Source organism: Enterobacter sp. ENT03, from assembly GCF_019218745.1.
In the GTDB taxonomy this organism is placed as follows: domain Bacteria; phylum Pseudomonadota; class Gammaproteobacteria; order Enterobacterales; family Enterobacteriaceae; genus Enterobacter_D.
Window position 1 is genome coordinate 1 of the sequence record NZ_JAHUXA010000015.1, and the last position, 18,904, is coordinate 18,904.

At 55.6% G+C, this 18,904-nt stretch carries 17 protein-coding genes; 8 read left to right on the forward strand and 9 right to left on the reverse strand.

Annotation, left to right across the window (positions count from 1 at the left end):
- Window positions 1-357: 357 nt before the first annotated feature.
- A complete protein-coding gene (gmhB, locus tag KW828_RS16795) occupies window positions 358-918 on the reverse strand; it encodes a D-glycero-beta-D-manno-heptose 1,7-bisphosphate 7-phosphatase (RefSeq protein ID WP_218337471.1) in 561 nt (186 codons plus the stop codon).
- Window positions 919-1,107: 189 nt separating this feature from the next.
- Here gmhB and metN point away from each other — a divergent pair, with 189 nt between their 5' ends.
- The 6 genes from metN (at window position 1,108) to proS (ending at window position 6,687) form a co-directional block, all read left to right on the forward strand.
- Window positions 1,108-2,139, forward strand: a complete 1,032-nt coding sequence (metN, locus tag KW828_RS16800; RefSeq protein ID WP_218337472.1) for a methionine ABC transporter ATP-binding protein MetN — start codon at window positions 1,108-1,110, stop codon at window positions 2,137-2,139.
- A complete protein-coding gene (locus KW828_RS16805; RefSeq protein ID WP_218337473.1) occupies window positions 2,132-2,785 on the forward strand; it encodes a methionine ABC transporter permease MetI in 654 nt (217 codons plus the stop codon). Before metN ends, KW828_RS16805 begins: the two co-directional genes overlap by 8 nt.
- Before the next feature lie 43 nt (window positions 2,786-2,828).
- Window positions 2,829-3,644: a MetQ/NlpA family lipoprotein gene (locus tag KW828_RS16810; protein WP_218337474.1), complete on the forward strand. Its 816-nt coding sequence runs from the start codon at window positions 2,829-2,831 to the stop codon at window positions 3,642-3,644.
- A 107-nt stretch (window positions 3,645-3,751) separates the two neighbouring features.
- Complete coding sequence (gene rcsF / locus KW828_RS16815; RefSeq protein ID WP_218337475.1) at window positions 3,752-4,156, forward strand: Rcs stress response system protein RcsF; 405 nt, start codon at window positions 3,752-3,754, stop codon at window positions 4,154-4,156.
- A complete protein-coding gene (tsaA, locus tag KW828_RS16820; protein ID WP_218337476.1) occupies window positions 4,153-4,857 on the forward strand; it encodes a tRNA (N6-threonylcarbamoyladenosine(37)-N6)-methyltransferase TrmO in 705 nt (234 codons plus the stop codon). Before rcsF ends, tsaA begins: the two co-directional genes overlap by 4 nt.
- A 111-nt stretch (window positions 4,858-4,968) precedes the next feature.
- Window positions 4,969-6,687 (forward strand): proline--tRNA ligase, encoded by a 1,719-nt coding sequence (gene proS / locus KW828_RS16825; protein ID WP_218337477.1) that lies wholly within the window; start codon window positions 4,969-4,971, stop codon window positions 6,685-6,687.
- A 123-nt stretch (window positions 6,688-6,810) separates the two neighbouring features.
- On the opposite strand, the gene arfB is transcribed toward proS, so the two are convergent.
- Window positions 6,811-7,224 carry an alternative ribosome rescue aminoacyl-tRNA hydrolase ArfB gene (gene arfB, locus KW828_RS16830; protein WP_218337478.1) on the reverse strand — a complete coding sequence of 138 codons (414 nt, stop codon included), beginning with the start codon at window positions 7,222-7,224 and terminating at the stop codon, window positions 6,811-6,813.
- On the reverse strand, window positions 7,221-7,766 hold the full coding sequence (locus KW828_RS16835) for a YaeQ family protein (RefSeq protein ID WP_218337479.1): 546 nt from the start codon (window positions 7,764-7,766) through the stop codon (window positions 7,221-7,223). Before KW828_RS16835 ends, arfB begins: the two co-directional genes overlap by 4 nt.
- Before the next feature lie 197 nt (window positions 7,767-7,963).
- On the opposite strand from KW828_RS16835, the gene KW828_RS16840 reads away from it, so the two are divergent.
- Both KW828_RS16840 and rof read left to right on the forward strand, forming a co-directional pair.
- Window positions 7,964-8,164, forward strand: coding sequence for a YaeP family protein (locus tag KW828_RS16840; protein ID WP_218337480.1), 201 nt, complete (start codon window positions 7,964-7,966; stop codon window positions 8,162-8,164).
- The gene (rof, locus tag KW828_RS16845) at window positions 8,151-8,411 is read left to right on the forward strand and encodes a Rho-binding antiterminator (RefSeq protein ID WP_072570744.1); all 261 of its coding nucleotides are present in this window, start codon (window positions 8,151-8,153) and stop codon (window positions 8,409-8,411) included. Before KW828_RS16840 ends, rof begins: the two co-directional genes overlap by 14 nt.
- A gap of 29 nt (window positions 8,412-8,440) precedes the next feature.
- On the opposite strand, the gene tilS is transcribed toward rof, so the two are convergent.
- The 6 genes from tilS to dnaE all read right to left on the reverse strand — a co-directional run bounded on the left by tilS (window position 8,441) and on the right by dnaE (window position 18,881).
- Window positions 8,441-9,733, reverse strand: coding sequence for a tRNA lysidine(34) synthetase TilS (tilS, locus tag KW828_RS16850; protein ID WP_218337481.1), 1,293 nt, complete (start codon window positions 9,731-9,733; stop codon window positions 8,441-8,443).
- Window positions 9,734-9,794: 61 nt separating this feature from the next.
- Window positions 9,795-10,184 carry a VOC family protein gene (locus KW828_RS16855; RefSeq protein WP_218337482.1) on the reverse strand — a complete coding sequence of 130 codons (390 nt, stop codon included), beginning with the start codon at window positions 10,182-10,184 and terminating at the stop codon, window positions 9,795-9,797.
- A 57-nt stretch (window positions 10,185-10,241) separates the two neighbouring features.
- Window positions 10,242-12,380 carry a lysine decarboxylase LdcC gene (locus KW828_RS16860; RefSeq protein WP_218337483.1) on the reverse strand — a complete coding sequence of 713 codons (2,139 nt, stop codon included), beginning with the start codon at window positions 12,378-12,380 and terminating at the stop codon, window positions 10,242-10,244.
- A 79-nt stretch (window positions 12,381-12,459) separates the two neighbouring features.
- Window positions 12,460-14,235 (reverse strand): chitinase, encoded by a 1,776-nt coding sequence (locus KW828_RS16865; RefSeq protein ID WP_218337484.1) that lies wholly within the window; start codon window positions 14,233-14,235, stop codon window positions 12,460-12,462.
- 191 nt (window positions 14,236-14,426) lie between these two features.
- The gene (gene accA, locus KW828_RS16870) at window positions 14,427-15,386 is read right to left on the reverse strand and encodes an acetyl-CoA carboxylase carboxyl transferase subunit alpha (RefSeq protein ID WP_129361865.1); all 960 of its coding nucleotides are present in this window, start codon (window positions 15,384-15,386) and stop codon (window positions 14,427-14,429) included.
- A 12-nt stretch (window positions 15,387-15,398) separates the two neighbouring features.
- Window positions 15,399-18,881, reverse strand: coding sequence for a DNA polymerase III subunit alpha (gene dnaE / locus KW828_RS16875; protein ID WP_218337485.1), 3,483 nt, complete (start codon window positions 18,879-18,881; stop codon window positions 15,399-15,401).
- Window positions 18,882-18,904: the final 23 nt, after the last annotated feature.

The window sequence follows — 18,904 nt, forward strand, 5'->3', positions numbered from 1 at the left end:
TAAACTTCGTAATGAATTACGTATGTTCACTCCAGAGACTTGGTATTCATTTAGCGTCCGAGGACGTTTAAGAATCCATGTCCTTGAGTGCCCACACAGATTGTCTGATAAATTGTTAAAGAGCAGTGCAACGCGGCTTTCGCTCACCGTTGCGAGGTGGCGTATGTTACGCTTTCCTCTTTCAGAGTCAACCCTCATTTTCAGGATTTTTTCTCTTCAACCGAACCGGCTGTTTATGTGAAGTGATTCACATCCGCCGTGTCGATGGAGGCGCATTATAGGGAGTCCGGACGGGATGACAAGCATAAAACTGCATTTTTGTTTCAACCGCTCACCTTTTCACCATAACGCTTATTTTTACTGCTTTTTGATTGCTGAAGGCAGGTCAGCAAGGCTATTAATCACCCAATCCGCTGCACTTTCCGCTTCAGACGTGACCGGCTTGCCTGTACGCACTAATACTTTATGACCCACACCTGCCGCTGCTGCCGCCTGCATATCTTCAAGTTTGTCGCCAACCATATAAGAAGCTGCCATATCAATGTGCAAAAAGTCGCGTGCAGAGATAAGCATGCCCGGTTGCGGCTTACGGCAATCACAAACCTGGCGGAACTCTTCTACACTGCCTTCCGGATGATGCGGGCAGTAATAGATGCCATCCAGGTCGACGCCACGATCCGCCAGCGACCAGTCCATCCATTCGGTCAACGTTTCAAACTGCGCTTCCGTAAATTTGCCGCGTGCAATCCCGGACTGATTGGTGACGACCACCAGCGCATAGCCCATTGCTTTCAATTCACGCATAGCATCTATTACGCCATCGATAAATTCGAAGCTATCACTCTCATGAACATAGCCATGATCAACATTAATCGTGCCATCACGATCGAGGAAAATTGCGGGTACTGACTGTGCCACCGGTTTACTCCTATATATAAGTCTATAGCGCTAGTATCTCATGTTTCTCAACGCAAGAAAGTGCTCATCATACAGAGTTACATTGAAATAGACGTCTGGATGCCTTAACATCCGTTTTGTTTACGGTCATCGCCCGTATCTGGCAGTACAAAATGCCACGGCTAACTTTTAAACGATAAAAATAATCTAATGATTAAACTTTCGAATATCACCAAAGTCTTCCAGCAGGGGAACCGCACCATTCAGGCACTGAATAATGTCAGCCTGCATGTCCCTGCCGGTCAAATTTATGGCGTCATTGGCGCTTCTGGTGCAGGTAAAAGCACACTGATCCGCTGCGTGAATTTACTGGAGCGACCGACGCAGGGCAGCGTACTGGTTGATGGCCAGGATCTCACCGCCTTAAGTGAATCCCAGTTGACTAAAGCCCGTCGCCAGATTGGCATGATCTTCCAGCATTTTAACCTGCTTGCCTCACGCACCGTGGCTGGCAACGTTGCCCTGCCGCTGGAACTGGACAACACGCCCGCCGCTGAAATCAAACGCCGCGTCACCGAGCTGCTGGATTTAGTCGGCCTGAGTGATAAGCATGACAGCTATCCGGCGAATCTCTCCGGCGGTCAAAAACAGCGCGTGGCGATTGCCCGTGCGCTGGCCAGCAATCCGAAAGTCTTGCTCTGCGATGAAGCCACCAGCGCGCTCGATCCGGCGACAACCCGCTCTATCCTCGAACTGCTCAAAGACATCAACCGCCGTCTGGGTTTAACCATCCTCCTTATTACGCATGAAATGGATGTGGTGAAACGTATCTGTGACTGCGTGGCCGTGATCAGCAATGGCGAGCTTATTGAGCAGGACACCGTCAGCGAAGTGTTCTCGCATCCGAAAACGCCGCTGGCGCAACAGTTCATACAGTCCACGCTGCATCTGGACATTCCGGAAGATTATCAGCAGCGCATGACGACGGAGCCGGGTGCAACCAGCGTGCCGATGCTGCGTATGGAATTTACCGGTCAGTCGGTGGATGCTCCCCTGCTCTCTGAAACCGCACGCCGCTTTAATGTGAATAACAACATTATCAGTGCGCAGATGGATTACGCCGGTGGCGTGAAGTTCGGCATCATGTTGACGGAAATGCACGGAACACAACAGGATACGCAAGCTGCCATTACCTGGCTGCAGGAACACCATGTAAAAGTAGAGGTGCTGGGTTATGTCTGAGCCAATGATGTGGTTACTGGCGCGGGGCGTCTGGGAGACGCTGGCGATGACCTTTGTCTCCGGTTTCTTCGGTTTTTTGATCGGACTGCCGGTAGGCGTATTGCTGTACGTCACCCGCCCCGGTCAGATCAGCGAAAATGCAAAGCTGTACCGCAGCATTTCCGCGCTGGTGAATATTTTCCGTTCCATCCCGTTCATTATTTTGCTGGTCTGGATGATCCCCTTCACCCGCGTGATTGTCGGCACCTCTATCGGTTTGCAGGCGGCTATCGTACCACTGACCGTGGGTGCCGCGCCCTTTATTGCCCGTATGGTTGAGAACGCGCTACTGGAGATCCCGACCGGGCTTATCGAAGCTTCCCGCGCCATGGGTGCCACGCCAATGCAGATCATTCGTAAAGTCCTGCTGCCAGAAGCCCTTGCTGGTCTGGTGAACGCGGCTACCATTACCCTGATCACCCTTGTGGGTTATTCCGCCATGGGCGGTGCTGTAGGTGCCGGTGGTCTGGGACAAATTGGCTATCAGTACGGTTACATCGGCTATAACGCCACCGTAATGAATACGGTGCTGGTATTACTGGTCGTGCTGGTTTATCTGATCCAGTTCTCGGGCGATCGTATTGTCCGGGCTGTCACTCACAAATAACGTTATAAACAACACAATCGACTCTGAGAGTTAAGGAAATAGCATGGCGTTTAAATTCAAGACCTTTGCGGCAGTGGGTGCCCTGATTGGTTCTCTGGCCCTGGTGGGTTGCGGTCAGGACGAGAAAGATCCCAACCACATTAAAGTGGGCGTGATCGTCGGCGCTGAGCAGCAGGTAGCGGAAACCGCCGCGAAAGTGGCAAAAGAAAAATACGGTCTGGACGTTGAGCTGGTGACCTTTAACGATTACGTTCTGCCGAACGAAGCGCTGAGCAAAGGCGACATCGATCTGAATGCCTTCCAGCACAAACCCTATCTGGATCAGCAGATCAAAGATCGCGGTTATAAGCTGACCTCCGTGGCGAACACCTTCGTTTACCCGATTGCCGGCTACTCCAAAAAAATCAAATCCATCGATGAGTTGCGGGAAGGTGCGCAGGTTGCCGTACCGAATGACCCAACTAACCTGGGCCGTTCCCTGCTGCTGCTGCAAAAACAGGGTCTGATTAAACTGAAAGATGGTGTAGGCCTGCTGCCGACCGTGCTGGACGTGGTAGAAAACCCGAAAAACCTGAAGATTGTGGAGCTGGAAGCGCCGCAGCTGCCGCGTTCGTTAGACGATGCGCAGATTGCGCTGGCTGTGATCAACACCACCTATGCCAGCCAGATCAACCTGACCCCGGCGAAAGACGGCATCTTCGTTGAAGATAAAGACTCCCCGTATGTAAACCTGCTCGTTTCCCGCGAAGACAACAAAGATGCGGAAAACGTGAAAAAATTCATTCAGGCTTACCAGTCTGATGAAGTTTACCAGGAAGCCAACAAAGTCTTTAACGGCGGCGCGGTTAAAGGCTGGTAATCACTTTTTTCTGTAATATCCTTCAAGGCGGGCGTAAGCCCGCCTTGTCATTTCTGTACTCTCCTGTTTCAATACCTGGTAATGCCATTATTTACTGAGGATATATTATGCGCGCTTTACCGATCTGTTTACTGGCACTGATGCTGAGCGGTTGTTCCATGCTAAGCAGATCGCCCGTCGAACCGGCTAAAAATACCGCCACCACCACCAGAACAGAGCCGGAAAAACCGAAAGCGCCGCGTGCAGCTCCGGTGAGGATCATCACCAACGCTGAAGAGTTGGTCGGTAAACCGTTCCGCGATCTGGGTGAAGTGTCCGGCGATTCTTGCCAGGCAACTAACCAGGACTCACCGCCGAACATCCCAACCGCGCGTAAACGCATGCAGATTAATGCCTCTAAGATGCGCGCGAACGCCGTACTGCAGCACAGCTGCGAAGTCACCAGCGGCACGCCAGGCTGCTATCGTCAGGCCGTCTGCATCGGTACCGCGCTTAACATCACCGCAAAATGAGTGCGTTCTCGTTTGAGCAAATAGGCGTTATTCGTTCGCCCTATAAAGAGAAGTTTGCCGTGCCGCGCCAGCCTGGGCTGGTAAACAGTCGCGGTGAGCTTCATCTTATTGCTCCGTACAATCAGGCCGATGCGGTGCGTGGCCTTGAAGCATTCAGCCATCTGTGGGTGCTGTTTGTTTTTCATCAGACGATGGAAGGCGGCTGGCGGCCCACCGTTCGCCCTCCCCGTCTGGGCGGCAATGCCCGAATGGGTGTATTCGCCACGCGTTCAACGTTCCGCCCTAACCCGGTCGGCATGTCGCTGGTTGAATTAAAAGGTATTCGCTGCCAGAAAGACCAGGTGATCCTTGACCTGGGCAGCCTCGATCTGGTCGACGGCACGCCGGTGATCGACATTAAGCCCTATCTGCCGTTCGCCGAAGCGTTGCCTGCGGCGAAAGCCAGCTATGCGCAGCTTGCGCCCCAGGCAGATATGCCGGTGTTTTTTACCGAAGACATTGCCGGGCAACTGCCGGCGCTGGAATCACGTTACCCTGATCTGCGGCAGTTTATCAGCGATGTGCTGGCGCAGGATCCACGACCGGCCTACCGCAAAGAAGAAGAGATGGGCAAAACCTATGCCGTATGGTTGCTGGATTTTAACGTGCGCTGGCGCGTAACACCGTCAGGATTTGAGGTCTTTGCGCTGGAAACGCGCTAATTTTAGTGCGCTCTCTTTTGGCATCATTGCCAGGCTGATAAACTAAACCACTTTTTTTGTGTCAGGCTCGTTTTGAGCCTGTGCTCATCGTCCAAATGGAACCGTAACTACATGCGTACTAGCCAATATCTGCTCTCCACTCTGAAGGAGACACCTGCCGATGCCGAAGTCATCAGCCACCAGTTGATGCTGCGCGCCGGAATGATCCGTAAGCTGGCCTCCGGGTTATACACCTGGCTGCCGACCGGCCTGCGCGTTCTGAAGAAAGTCGAAAACATCGTGCGTGAAGAGATGAACAACGCCGGTGCGATCGAGGTGTCCATGCCGGTCGTGCAGCCCGCCGATCTGTGGGTAGAAAGTGGCCGCTGGGAGCAGTATGGCCCGGAACTGCTGCGTTTTGTCGATCGTGGCGAACGTCCGTTCGTGCTCGGCCCGACGCATGAAGAAGTGATCACAGACCTGATCCGTAACGAGCTCAGCTCTTACAAACAGCTGCCGCTGAACTTCTTCCAGATCCAGACCAAGTTCCGTGACGAAGTTCGCCCGCGTTTCGGCGTGATGCGTTCCCGTGAATTCCTGATGAAAGATGCCTATTCCTTCCATACGTCTCAGGAATCATTGCAGGAAACCTACGACGCGATGTACGCGGCCTACAGCAAAATCTTCAGCCGTATGGGTCTGGACTTCCGCGCAGTACAGGCCGACACCGGTTCTATCGGCGGTAGCGCATCGCACGAATTCCAGGTGCTGGCACAGAGCGGCGAAGACGATGTGATCTTCTCCGACAGCTCCGACTTTGCGGCTAACATTGAGTTTGCCGAAGCGCTGGCCCCGAAAGCACCGCGTGCTGCCGCGACGCAGGAAATGACGCTGGTCGATACGCCGAATGCAAAAACCATTGCCGAGCTGGTCGAGCAGTTCAATCTGCCAATTGAAAAAACCGTGAAAACCCTGCTGGTGAAAGCGGTTGAAGGCAGTAGCACTCCGCTGGTTGCGCTGCTGGTACGTGGCGATCACGAACTGAACGAAGTGAAAGCGGAAAAACTGCCGCAGGTTGCCAGCCCGCTGACTTTTGCCAGCGAAGAAGAGATCCGTGCGCTGGTGAAAGCCGGTCCTGGCTCACTGGGCCCGGTAAACCTGCCTGTGCCGGTAGTTATCGACCGTACCGTTGCCGCGATGAGCGACTTCTCTGCGGGCGCGAACATCGACGGCAAACACTACTTTGGCATCAACTGGGATCGCGATGTGGCGACGCCTGAGGTTGCGGATCTGCGTAACGTGGTGGCCGGCGATCCAAGCCCGGATGGTCAGGGTACGCTCTTGATCAAACGCGGTATCGAAGTGGGTCATATTTTCCAGCTCGGCACCAAATATTCCGAAGCGCTGAAAGCCTCTGTACAGGGTGAAGATGGCCGTAACGTCACGCTGACCATGGGTTGCTACGGTATTGGTGTGACCCGTGTAGTGGCTGCCGCGATTGAGCAGAACCACGACGAACGCGGTATCGTCTGGCCTGACGCCATCGCACCGTTCCAGGTCGCTATCCTGCCAATGAACATGCACAAATCCTTCCGTGTGCAGGAGCTGGCAGAGAAGCTGTACAGCGAACTGCGCGCGCAGGGTATTGAAGTGCTGATGGATGACCGTAAAGAGCGTCCGGGCGTGATGTTTGCAGACATGGAGCTGATCGGCATTCCGCACACTATCGTCATCGGCGATCGTAACCTCGACAGCGACGAAATTGAGTACAAATACCGTCGTAACGGCGAGAAGCAGATGATAAAAACCGGCGACATTCTGCCGTATCTGGTCAAGGCGATTAAAGGCTGAGGATTGTTATTGCCCGGCGGCGCTGGCTTGCCGGGCCTACATAAGCTCATGTAGGCCAGGTAAGACGCAGTCTCCACCCGGCAAACGACAGCCCGGTACAGGTTAACCTGTACCGGGCTTTTTTTATGGGCGCACTTTACCGCGCAAGGATTTAACGGAGGATTTCTGGGCTTTTCCCGCCAGTCGCCGCTCTTTCGACGCGCGTGTGGGTCGCGTGGCGCGGCGACTTTTCTGCACGACGGTTAATTCTTTGATCAGCGATTCCAGTCGCGCCAGCGCTGCCGCTCGATTCATCTCCTGACTGCGGTACTCCTGCGCCTTGATAATCACCACACCTTCCGCGGTGATCAAATGGTGCGTCGCCGCCAGCAGGCGCTCTTTGTAAAACTCCGGCAGACTGGATGCGCGAATATCGAAGCGCAGATGTATAGCCGTCGAGGTTTTATTGACGTTTTGCCCGCCCGCGCCTTGCGAACGGATCGCCGTGATCTCCAGTTCGTTGTCCGGGATGCTAACGTTTGATGACAGCGTGATCATGCCGGTTGTTGCCACGTCGTCAGATGGATCTCAAGGTTATTCTGCGCGTCAGACAGCCAGATCGCCCCTTCCTGAATGGTGGCCTGCAACGTCATGGTACGGGCGGCAAAGTCGCTGAGCTTCGCCAGCTGTTCATCGTCCAGATACCAGATGCTGAGGTTGTTGTAGGTCGCCAGCTTGCTCTGGTTTTGCTGCCACCAGATTTGCGCCGAGCGGCTGTTGTAGGTAAACAACGCCACTTCGTTAGCCTGAGTACAGGCTTTTTTGATGCGTCGCTCATCCGGCAGACCCAGCTCGATCCACAGGTCGATGCCCATGTGATCGTTATGACGCCAGGCTTCCGGCTCATCTTCAGCGCTCAGGCCACGAGAAAACTGTAAGCGCTCGTCAGCATATTTGATCCACGCCAGCAGACGCAGCATCATGCGCTCCTGGGTTTCTGAAGGATGGCGGGCCAGCGTGAGCGTAGCATCCATAAACTGATTACGATCCAGATCGGCCACATTGACCGTCGCTTTATAAATTGTCGCTTTTAACGCCATGACACCACTCCTGCACAAATTTTTTCCCATTGTAGCGAATTCAGGGATAACGCGCTGTTTACTCTTGAAGTAGTGACCGCTTACTACGCTGATAATGCGCAAATGAGTATGGTATAGTCACCTTGCTAAACAGAGTTTATCTTCGTAGGCTTAAACTTACATCCCATGGTGAAGTCAGCACACTGACAGGAGGGCATGTGGAAAAATATTGTGAGTTAATACGCAAGCGGTATGCGGAGATCGCCAGCGGAGACTTAGGGTATATCCCCGATGCGCTGGGCTGCGTGTTAAAAATACTCAATGAAGTGGCCTCAGATGATGCCGTTTCAGAGTCTGTCAGGGAAAAGGCAGCGTTTGCTGCCGCGAACTTACTGGTGAGCGATTATGTCAATGAATGATACTTATCAACCCATCAATTGTGATGACTATGACAACCTCGAGCTCGCCTGCCAGCATCATCTTTTACTGACGCTGGAACTTAAAGACGGCGAAGTTTTGCAGGCCAAAGCCAGCGACCTGGTGATGCGTAAAAACGTTGAATATCTGGTCGCTGATGCCGCTGGCACGACGCGGGAACTCCGCCTCGACAGAATAGCCAGCTTCAGCCATCCGCAAATCGGCACCGTCGTGGTGAGCGAGTCCTGAGTCCATCAAGCGGGCAGCCTGGCTGCCCGTTATCTTTTCCATCGCAACGTATAACCGGCTTCATTTTTTGCCAGCCCGTCCCGCGTAATAAACCGCCCCGCCGCCGCGATTGGCGTTTCACCATAAAACACAATCGGCGTGGTATCCCGCAGCCAGGGTGGCACCCCCAGCTCCTGCCAGATTTTTTTCAGCTTGCGCCCCCCGGCGCGACCAACAATATGCAGCGTTCCCGGCGCGTAAAAACGTACGCTTACCGGCTCATCTGCCTGTGGGGCACGTATCTCACCCTCCGGGATAAGTTCCAGTTGCCCCAGACCGGCGGGTAATATCAGCGGTGTGAAAGGATTTTCCCAGCCGAGCTGCGCCTCGCGCTGGCCGGGCGTTACCTGAACCCACCACAGCAGCCCCTGATAGCGGCGGATCTCGCCGTCGCCCAGCTTCACGCCGGGCGTGGCATCGTCGCGCGCCAGCGCCACTTCCTGCCAGATGCGCGCCAGCCTGTCCCGCGACGGCATCGCCGCGCCCTGCTGCGCCAGCCAGCGACGCAGGATCGCCGCGCGTCGGGTAGCGCTTTTCGAGATCAGCGGGGCGATATGCAGCGCACCGGCTTCGGTAGTCAGCGCGGCCAGTTCATCCGCCAGCAATTCGTCCAGCAACTGCTCCTGCTCGCCGCACAGCGCCGCGCTGCGCGCAACCGCATCAGCAAAATGCGGCCAGCGGGCATGGAGCACGGGCAGGACGTGCAGCCGCAAAAAGTTGCGGTCATATTTGTCGTCCTGATTGCTGTCATCCTCGATCCAGCGCAGCGCGTGCTGTTGCGCCCAGGCTTCCAGCTCCGTACGGCGGTTATGGAGCAAGGGCCGCAGCAAAAGCGTATTGCCAAAAGGCAGGGAGGCGGGCATCGCCGCCAGTCCTGCCGGCCCGCTGCCACGCTTTAACGCCAGCAGAAAAGTTTCGCTTTGATCGTCCAGATGTTGGGCGGTGAGCAGCACCTCGCCGGGGATAAGCGTTTCACGGAAGGCCTGATAGCGCGCCTGCCTGGCCTGCGCTTCGATACTTTCTCCTGCCAGGTTTAGCTGTACGCGCGCGACGATAAGCGGCACCAGCCACTGTGCACACAGCGCCTGACAGTGCGCCACCCATTCATCCGCATGGGCGCTCAGACCGTGATGCACGTGGATCGCGCGCAGCGACACATCCGGTTGCTGTTCACGCCAGCACACCAGCTGGTGCAGCAGTACGGTTGAATCAAGACCACCGCTGAACCCCACCAGCAGCTGGCGGTGCGGCTCAAGGGACTGTGCAAGAGCGGAGATTGTCATGGCCATCGCAATAGAAGGAAGATGCCCGCACGTTACCGGGCATCTTTCACAGTGGCAAGCGTTACTGCTGGTAAAGTTCCAGCGGCAGGCCGTCGGGATCGTTGAAGAACGTGAAGCGTTTGCCGGTGAAGGGATCGACACGCACCGGCTCGCACTTCACCTGATGCGCTTCCAGATGGGCAATAGCCGCGTCGACGTCATCCACGCTGAACGCCAGGTGGCGTAGGCCACAGGCTTCCGGGTGGCTCGGGCGCGCCGGAGGGAACGGGAATGAAAACAGCTCGATCACATACTGACCGTTCAGCGCCAGATCCCCTTTCCAGGAGTCCCGCTCCGCGCGGTAGGCTTCACTCTGTAAGGTAAAGCCCAGAATGTCGCAGTAAAACGCCTTACTGCGGGTGTAATCACTCGCGATGATCGCGATATGGTGAACCTGTTTTAAGCCGAGCATGCTGTCTCCTTTTTCGATCCCTGCACGTTACGATCGCCCGCTGCGCTCTGCAAGGGGTCAGCCTTGTTTTAGGACTCGTACCCGGTAGATGCCCTCTTCATCGCGCTTCGCCCCGTGAATGTCGGTTTCGAAGCCGGGATAATGGCGGCCAATCGCACAGAGCATTAACAGGAAATCGAGCACCGCGCGGCTCTCGCGGGTGATCATCTCCCCCGGCATCAGCAGCGGTACGCCCGGCGGATAAGGCAGGATCATATTGGCCGACACGCGATCGACAATCTCCTCCAGCGCCACGGTTTCCACCTCACCTTTCACCTGCTGCTGCCAGGCCTTATGTGGCGTCATACGCATGGTGGGCAGCACGTCAAAAGCCTGCAACATCAGGCGCGGCAGATCGTGCTGACGGATCAGCTGATGAATGCCCTGCGCCAGATCCTGAATGCGCATGTTGCGGTAAAAATCGGGATCTTCCGCATAGAGATCCGGCAGCATGTTTTTCACCCGCAGATTCAGATCGTAGGCGCGCTTGAACTCCATCAGCCCCCGCAACAGCCCCATCGCCCGCGTTTTGTCGATGCCGATACTGAACAGGAACAGCAGATTGTAAGGCCCGGTTTTTTCCACCACCACGCCACGCTCATCAAGGAATTTCGCCACCAGCGCCGCCGGGATCCCCTCTGCGCTCATGTTGCCCTGCTCGTCCATGCCTGGCGTGAGAATGGTCACTTTGACCGGATCGAGGAACATATGATCGGCGTCCGCCTCGCGGAAGCCGTGCCAGTTTTCCCCGGGCGCCACTGGCCAGCAGTCCGCCTCGTCGATCTCCTCCGGTTGCCAGATGTCAAAGAACCAGCCGTCGGCTTCATCTTTCAGCCGCTGCACCTCTTTACGGAAATGCAGCGCCCGTTCAACGGAGCGGTTAATCAACCGCTTGCCGGGATTACCGCGCAGCATGGCCGCTGCCGTCTCAATAGACGCCACCAGTGGATAACTCGGTGAAGTCGTGGTGTGCATCATATAGGCTTCGTTAAACGTCTCCTCATCGTACTCGCCTTTAATGTGGATCAGCGAGGCCTGAGAAAACGCCGCCAGCATTTTGTGCGTCGACTGCGTTTCGAAGAACACTTTGCCCGGCACGCGTTCGCCGCTCATGCCGCTTTTACCGGCATAGATGGGATGGAAATTGGTGTACGGCACCCAGGCGGAATCAAAATGGATCGACGGCACATCGAGGGTTTTCTTGATCCAGTTGGTGTTATACAACAGTCCGTCGTAGGTGGAGTTGGTGATCACCGCATGCACCGGCCAGGCCGCGCCGGTAGTCGCCGCCACTTTTTTCTCGATACTTTCATGGCTGAATTCACGCCGTGGAATGCCGCCCAGAATACCCAGCGCGTTACGCCCCGGCTTCAGCCACAGCGGCACGACGTCACTCATCATTAGCAGATGGGCGAGGGATTTATGGCAGTTGCGGTCAATCAGCAACGTGCTGCCGGTAGGGGCGGCGTACATGCCGACGATTTTGTTCGACGTCGAGGTGCCGTTCGTCACCATATAGCTCTGCTCCGCCCCAAAGGTGCGGGCGATGTATTCTTCCGCCTCCAGGTGCGGGCCGGTGTGATCGAGCAGCGACCCCAGCTCGGTGACGGAAATCGACACATCCGCTTTCAGCGTATTACCACCAAAGAAGTCGTAAAACAGGCAGCCCACCGGACTTTTTTGATAGGCCGTTCCCGCCATATGGCCCGGCGTGCAAAAGGTATATTTTCCCTCTTTCACGTAGGTGTAGAGCGCGCGGGTAAAGGGCGGCGTAATGTTTTCGAGATATTCGCGGGTGTACTGCTCAATGCGGGTGGCGATGTCGTTGGCGACATCCAGCGCGTATTCGAAGAACCACAGCGCCATACGCATATCGTGGGCGCTGACATCCAGCGTGGAATGGGTGTTGATAAACGCATACAGCGGCAGATATTCGTTGAGCTGGTTGATGTCGCTGCACAGCTCGATGCCGTACTCATCCCAGTCAAAAATGACGCCGCAGATGCGCGGGTTATGCTCAATGAACTTCAGCAAATCGGCGCTATTTTGCGGAAAAATAATCTTAAACCCTTGCTTTTCCAGCGCAATAACCAGTTCGTTGACCGGCTCATCTTTATAAAAAACGCCATGCGTTCCCATAATGGCAATAATATTCACACGTTACTCCTGCATACAAACCTTCTGTAAGCATAGACGACGTGGATCACGCCAGCGGCATGCGCTGGCGTGAAGCGGGTTAAAGTGCGTTCCAGGCATCCTGCCATGCTATGCCCGCGCCTGGCTCATAGTAAACCGGGGACGAGTTGCACCATGCGCCGTTCGGGAAAGGTTTGCACTGGAAGAGTTTGCCGTTATTGATCACGATGTCACCGGATTTCCAGTTACCTTTACCGCTCCAGGCCGGATACGTCGTCGTGCCGCTATCGGCAGGCGTCGCGGCTTTCGCTTTGACATTCAGCGTGTAGGTCGCAGTGTGCGTCAGCTTGCCGTCACTCACCGTCAGGCTAAAGACATACTGCGTGTCTTTCGCGGTATCCGGTACGGTGAAAGCGAGCGCCGATTTGTCTTTACCGCTGATGATCTGGCCGTCCTGCAGGATCCAGCTGTAGGTCAGCGCGTCACCGTTTGCATCCGATGAGCCTGCGCCGCTCAGCGACACCTGGCTGCCGCTTTCCACCGCCCCGACCGGTCCGGCAATGCGGGCGACTGGCGCCTGGTTGGTGTTATCCGGCGCAGGTGCTGGCGTAACCGGCGTCTCGGGTTGCGGTTCTGGTGTTACTGCACCACCGTCATCCACCAGTTTGACGTTGAAGAAGTGCTGTACACATTTACCATAATCGCCCGCCTTGAAGGCGCTGAATGGCGTCTGGTAACCCACCAGCTGGCAGGAGTACGTCTCGCCTGTCGGCGTATCGGCTGACCAGCCCCAGTCCTGTTCCCAGTAAATAGGCAGTGCGCCGGCGCCGCCTTCGTCAAACTGCTTCATGTTTTTGCAGCCGAGCACTTCATCGGCAGGCACCGTGACCTTCAGGTATTTCGCAAATTCCTGATAATAGTTAATGCGATTAAGCGACTGGGCGTTTTCCGCCGCGCCACCACATTCCACGCCGCCATTAATGATCTGGATTGAAACGCCAAACCCGCTGACCAACCCGTTGGCTTTATCACGCTCGTTAGGTTTCCAGGTACCATCTATCACGTGCAACATGCTGGGCTTCGGCGGCTGCGGATAAACGAAAAAGAAGATCGCACTGGCAAGGTTTAGCCAGGTATCAGCCACCAGTTCTGGTTTTTCCAGCAGGGTTTTCACGTCGCCAAACATCGCATCCGAGAAGGGACCATAATTGTAGTTATAAGACAGTTGCTTCGCGCCGCGGCCAAAATAACTCATGTAATCGCCGTCTTTATCTTTTCCGCACGGCCAGGTCTGGCCCTGCCAGACGTCCGGATTACACTCGCCGTTGTAGCCGCCTTTCTGCCCTTCTGTCCAGCCCATCTCCCGCAGATAAACCAGTGCCTGACGCCATTCCGCTTCCGGGCGCCAGTTTTCATGACCGCCCGTCTCCTGAGCAAAATGCGCAAACATCGTCGCCAGCGATTTACGGCAGATGGCCTCTGCATCGCGTCCGTCGCTGTAGTTGCCGCAAACGGCCGGGAATTTACTGATTGCTTTCAGAAAGTTGCTGTAAGTGTACTCGGGGGCGCGCAGCGGGAAGAGGTAATCCCAGTCGCTACTGCGAACAATGCTTTCGACACGCTTCACATTAGGCGGGTTTTCCGCGCGGCCCGGCGCCACCTTTTCGACTTCCGCATTAGTCAGGGTGGCAATGGAAGATTTTACCGACTGCATTAACGGCGAACTGGTCAGCTGCTGCTCTTTTTTTGCCAGATCGCTGGCCTTGATGGTATAGGGCACGCTGCTGGCCGCTTTCAGAGCGGCCTGGGCTGTGGGCAGACTCAGGATCACGCTGGCGGCTACTGCGCTCAGAAGTATGGTTTTTTGTCGTTTCATCAGGATTCCCCTCGTTAGTTTTATCCGTATTGCGCAGGCGAACTCCATGCCGCAACGCCCTGAGTGTAGGGAGGATAAAAAGGGGAAACTGTCACGTCACCTCATCGGCGGGATCACAAATCATCAGCACGATAAGATGATAAAAAAAGGGCCGGCAAAGCCGACCCTTCAGGAGACAGATGAGAAAATTATCAGGCGTAGCCGTAGCTCATCAGACGCTGGTAACGACGGTTACGCAGATCTTCTTTACTCAGCACATCGAGATCGGCCAGATCGGCCAGCAGCTGTGCTTTCAGCGAGGCAGCCATGGCTTCCGGGTTACGATGCGCGCCACCCAGCGGTTCCGGGATCACGGTGTCGATCAGCTTCAGTTCTTTCAGGCGCGGCGCAATGATACCCATGGCATCGGCGGCCAGCGGCGCTTTGTCGGCGCTTTTCCACAGAATTGACGCACAACCTTCCGGGGAGATAACCGAATAGGTGCTGTACTGCAGCATGTTGACTTTATCGCCCACGCCAATCGCCAGCGCGCCGCCGGAACCACCTTCACCAATTACGGTGCAGATAACCGGTACGTTCAGACGAGACATTTCACGCAGGTTGCGGGCGATAGCTTCGGACTGACCGCGCTCTTCCGCCCCCACGCCCGGATACGCGCCCGGGGTGTCGATAAAGGTAATAATCGGCATGTTAAAACGTTCTGCCATTTCCATCAGGCGCAGCGCTTTGCGATAGCCTTCCGGTGCGGGCATGCCGAAGTTACGACGAATTTTCTCTTTGGTTTCGCGCCCTTTCTGATGACCAATGATCATCACCGGACGGCCATCCAGACGCGCGATCCCGCCAACAATGGCTTTATCATCAGCGTAAGCACGGTCACCGGCCAGTTCGTCGAACTCATCAAATGCCAGGCGGACATAATCCAGGGTGTACGGACGCTGCGGATGACGCGCCAGTTGGGCTACCTGCCATGCGCCGAGATCGGCAAAGATTTTGCGCGTCAGTTCTACGCTTTTTTCACGCAGACGATGCACTTCTTCGTCGATGTTAATATCCAGTTTCTCATCCTGGCGACTTACCGCCGTCAGGGAATCGATTTTCGCTTCCAGCTCAGCAATCGGCTGTTCGAAATCAAGGAAATTCAGACTCATAGTATTCCTGTATTAGTCAAACTCTAGTTCCACCTGCTCCGAACCAATAAGGCCACGCAGATCGTTGAGTAAACGATCGCTCGGAGAGACACGCCACGTTGCACCGAAGCGCAACCGCGCACGTGCATCCGCCCTCTGATAATAGAGATGTACTGGAATGGTCCCCGACCGATGGGGTTCCAGAGACTGACGGAGTCGGTTTAAAAGCTGGTCATCAATTTGCCTGTCCGTCAGCGAGATAGCAAGCCCGCGAGCATATTTTTCCCGGGCTTCGTCAATGTCCATGACTTCGCGGGCGGTCATTTTAAGCCCGCCACTGAAGTCATCAAAGCTGACCTGTCCGCTGACGATAAGTATGCGGTCTTTTTCCAGCAAATGCTGATATTTATCCAGCGCATCGGTGAATAACATCACCTCAAGACGTCCGGAGCGGTCATCCAGCGTACAGATGCCGATACGATTGCCGCGCTTGGTGACCATTACCCGCGCCGCAATGACGAGCCCCGCCGCCGTGGTAACTTTCCCACGTTCCGTCGGGTGCATGTCTTTCAGGCGATTGCCGCCGACATACCGCTCAATTTCTTTCAGGTACTGGGTGATGGGGTGCCCGGTCAGGTACAGGCCCAGGGTTTCACGCTCACCATCCAGCACCACTTGTTCCGGCCACGGCTGGCAGCTGGCGTAAGATTGCTCCACCTGCTCCGGCTCTTCTGCCAGCACGCCAAACATATCAGCCTGGCCGATAGCCTCGGCTTTCGCATGCTGATCGGCGGCTTTTAGCGCATCGCCCAGCGCATTCATCAGCGCTGCACGATGCGGTCCGAGGCGGTCAAAGGCCCCGGACATGATCAATTTTTCCAGTACCCGGCGGTTAAGCTTTTTGGTGTCGGTACGGGCGCACAAATCAAACAGCTCGCGGAAATAGCCGTCTTTATTTCGTGCTTCGAGAATGGCTTCAATCGGGCCTTCACCCACGCCTTTGATCGCACCGATACCATAGACAATCTCCCCGTCGTCGTTGACGTGGAAATGATACAGACCCGAGTTGATGTCCGGCGGCAGGATCTTAAGCCCCATGCGCCAGCACTCATCTACCAGGCCGACCACCTTCTCGGTGTTATCCATATCGGCAGTCATTACTGCCGCCATAAACTCAGCCGGATAGTGCGCTTTCAGCCACAGCGTCTGGTACGACACCAGCGCGTAAGCGGCGGAGTGCGATTTGTTAAAACCATAACCGGCGAATTTCTCTACCAGGTCGAAGATTTTGATCGCCAGTTCGCCGTCGATACCATTCTTTCTTGCGCCCTCTTCGAACACGGAACGCTGCTTGGCCATCTCTTCGGGCTTTTTCTTACCCATCGCACGACGCAGCATGTCCGCGCCGCCGAGGGTATAGCCGGAAAGCTCCTGAGCGATCTGCATAACCTGTTCCTGGTACAGGATAATGCCGTAGGTCGGCTCCAGTACCGGTTTCAGGCATTCATGCTGCCACTGCACATCCGGATAGGAGATCTCTTCACGCCCGTGCTTACGGTCGATGAAGTTATCCACCATGCCGGACTGAAGCGGGCCAGGACGGAACAGGGCCACCAGCGCGATCATATCTTCGAAGCAGTCAGGTTGCAGACGCTTGATCAGATCTTTCATGCCGCGCGATTCAAGCTGGAATACCGCGGTGGTTTCCGAACGCTGCAGCATATCAAAGCTTTTCTTGTCATCCAGCGGGATCGCGGCAATATCAATCGGCTCCAGACCCTGTTTGGCCCGCCGCGGGTTGATCATCTTCAGCGCCCAGTCGATGATAGTGAGCGTTCGCAAACCCAGGAAGTCGAACTTCACCAGTCCGGCATATTCCACGTCGTTCTTGTCGAACTGGGTGACCGGATGCTGGCCTGACTCATCGCAATACAGCGGCGCAAAGTCGGTAATTTTCGTCGGCGCGATCACCACGCCGCCCGCATGTTTACCGGCGTTACGCGTTACGCCTTCCAGCTTGCGCGCCATGTCGATCAGCGCTTTAACTTCTTCGTCGGCCTCGTAGATCTCCGGCAGTTGCGGCTCAGCTTCAAAGGCTTTCGCCAGCGTCATCCCCGGATCCGGCGGAATGAGTTTCGAGATACGATCAACAAAGCCGTATGGATGCCCCAGTACGCGACCCACGTCGCGGATCACCGCTTTCGCCGCCATCGTACCAAAGGTAATAATCTGTGATACCGCGTCGCGACCATACATATCGGCTACGTGTTCGATAACCTGGTCGCGTTTCTCCATACAGAAGTCAACGTCGAAGTCAGGCATCGACACACGCTCCGGGTTAAGGAAGCGTTCGAACAGCAGGTCGAATTCCAGCGGATCAAGGTCGGTGATTTTCAGCGCATAGGCCACCAGCGACCCCGCACCCGAGCCTCGACCCGGCCCTACCGGTACACCGTTATCTTTCGACCACTGGATAAATTCCATTACGATGAGGAAGTAGCCAGGGAACCCCATCTGGTTGATCACCTGGAGTTCAATGTCCAGGCGCTCGTCATATTCAGGACGTTTCTCTGCGCGCACCGCCGGATCCGGGAACAGAAATTCCAGACGCTCTTCCAGCCCCTCTTTCGATTTCAGGACCAGAAAATCTTCTGTGCTCATGTCACCGGTCGGGAACTGCGGCAGGAAGTATTCACCGAGGCGTACCGTTACGTTACAGCGTTTGGCAATTTCCACGCTGTTTTGCAGGGCTTCCGGCAGATCGGCGAACAGCTCCACCATTTCGTCTTCGGTACGCAGATATTGCTGCGGCGAATAGTTACGCGGGCGTTTGGGATCGTCAAGGGTAAAACCATCGTGGATCGCCACGCGGATTTCGTGGGCGTCAAAATCACCGGTATCAATAAAGCGCACGTCGTTCGTGGCGACCACCGGCAGACCGCGCGCCTGCGCCAGCTCGACGGCGGCGTGCAAATAGTTTTCTTCGTCCGGACGACCGGTGCGGATAAGCTCCAGGAAAAAACGGTCCGGGAAATGCGTTTCGTAGAATGACACGCACTGATCAACCAGCGCGCTGTTGCCGCGCAACAGACTGCGGCCGACATCACCCATACGCCCGCCGGAGAGCAGGATCAGGCCATCGCCCAGCTCCGCCAGCCAGTCACGATCGATCCACGGCCCCTGCGCGCCATAGCCACGCTGATAGGCACGGGAGATCAGCAGCGTCAGGTTCTGGTAGCCGTCGTTATTGGCGGCCAGCACGGTGATTTGCGTCAGCTCGTCGCCCATGATGTCGCTCTGCACATGGAAATCTGCGCCGACAATGGGCTTAAGCCCCGCGCCGTGGCCCGTCCCGTAGAACTTAACCAGACCGCAGAGGTTGGTAAAATCGGTGATCGCCAGCGCAGGCATGCCCAGTGAGGCCGCCTTTTTCACCAGCGGCCCGGTTTTTGCCAGCCCATCGATCATGGAATAGTCGCTGTGCACCCGCAGGTGTACGAAACGTGGTTCAGCCATTTTAGCTTCCGGTTTACTTATTG

Excerpts from the sequence above, each read along its gene's own strand:
- metN (WP_218337472.1), top strand. The coding sequence starts at position 1,108 with ATGATTAAACTTTCGAATATCACCAAAGTCTTCCAGCAGGGGAACCGC.
- KW828_RS16805 (WP_218337473.1), top strand. The coding sequence starts at position 2,132 with ATGTCTGAGCCAATGATGTGGTTACTGGCGCGGGGCGTCTGGGAGACG.
- KW828_RS16810 (WP_218337474.1), top strand. The coding sequence starts at position 2,829 with ATGGCGTTTAAATTCAAGACCTTTGCGGCAGTGGGTGCCCTGATTGGT.
- rcsF (WP_218337475.1), top strand. The coding sequence starts at position 3,752 with ATGCGCGCTTTACCGATCTGTTTACTGGCACTGATGCTGAGCGGTTGT.
- tsaA (WP_218337476.1), top strand. The coding sequence starts at position 4,153 with ATGAGTGCGTTCTCGTTTGAGCAAATAGGCGTTATTCGTTCGCCCTAT.
- proS (WP_218337477.1), top strand. The coding sequence starts at position 4,969 with ATGCGTACTAGCCAATATCTGCTCTCCACTCTGAAGGAGACACCTGCC.
- arfB (WP_218337478.1), bottom strand. The coding sequence starts at position 7,224 with ATGATCACGCTGTCATCAAACGTTAGCATCCCGGACAACGAACTGGAG.
- KW828_RS16835 (WP_218337479.1), bottom strand. The coding sequence starts at position 7,766 with ATGGCGTTAAAAGCGACAATTTATAAAGCGACGGTCAATGTGGCCGAT.
- rof (WP_072570744.1), top strand. The coding sequence starts at position 8,151 with ATGTCAATGAATGATACTTATCAACCCATCAATTGTGATGACTATGAC.
- tilS (WP_218337481.1), bottom strand. The coding sequence starts at position 9,733 with ATGACAATCTCCGCTCTTGCACAGTCCCTTGAGCCGCACCGCCAGCTG.
- KW828_RS16855 (WP_218337482.1), bottom strand. The coding sequence starts at position 10,184 with ATGCTCGGCTTAAAACAGGTTCACCATATCGCGATCATCGCGAGTGAT.
- KW828_RS16865 (WP_218337484.1), bottom strand. The coding sequence starts at position 14,235 with ATGAAACGACAAAAAACCATACTTCTGAGCGCAGTAGCCGCCAGCGTG.
- accA (WP_129361865.1), bottom strand. The coding sequence starts at position 15,386 with ATGAGTCTGAATTTCCTTGATTTCGAACAGCCGATTGCTGAGCTGGAA.
- dnaE (WP_218337485.1), bottom strand. The coding sequence starts at position 18,881 with ATGGCTGAACCACGTTTCGTACACCTGCGGGTGCACAGCGACTATTCC.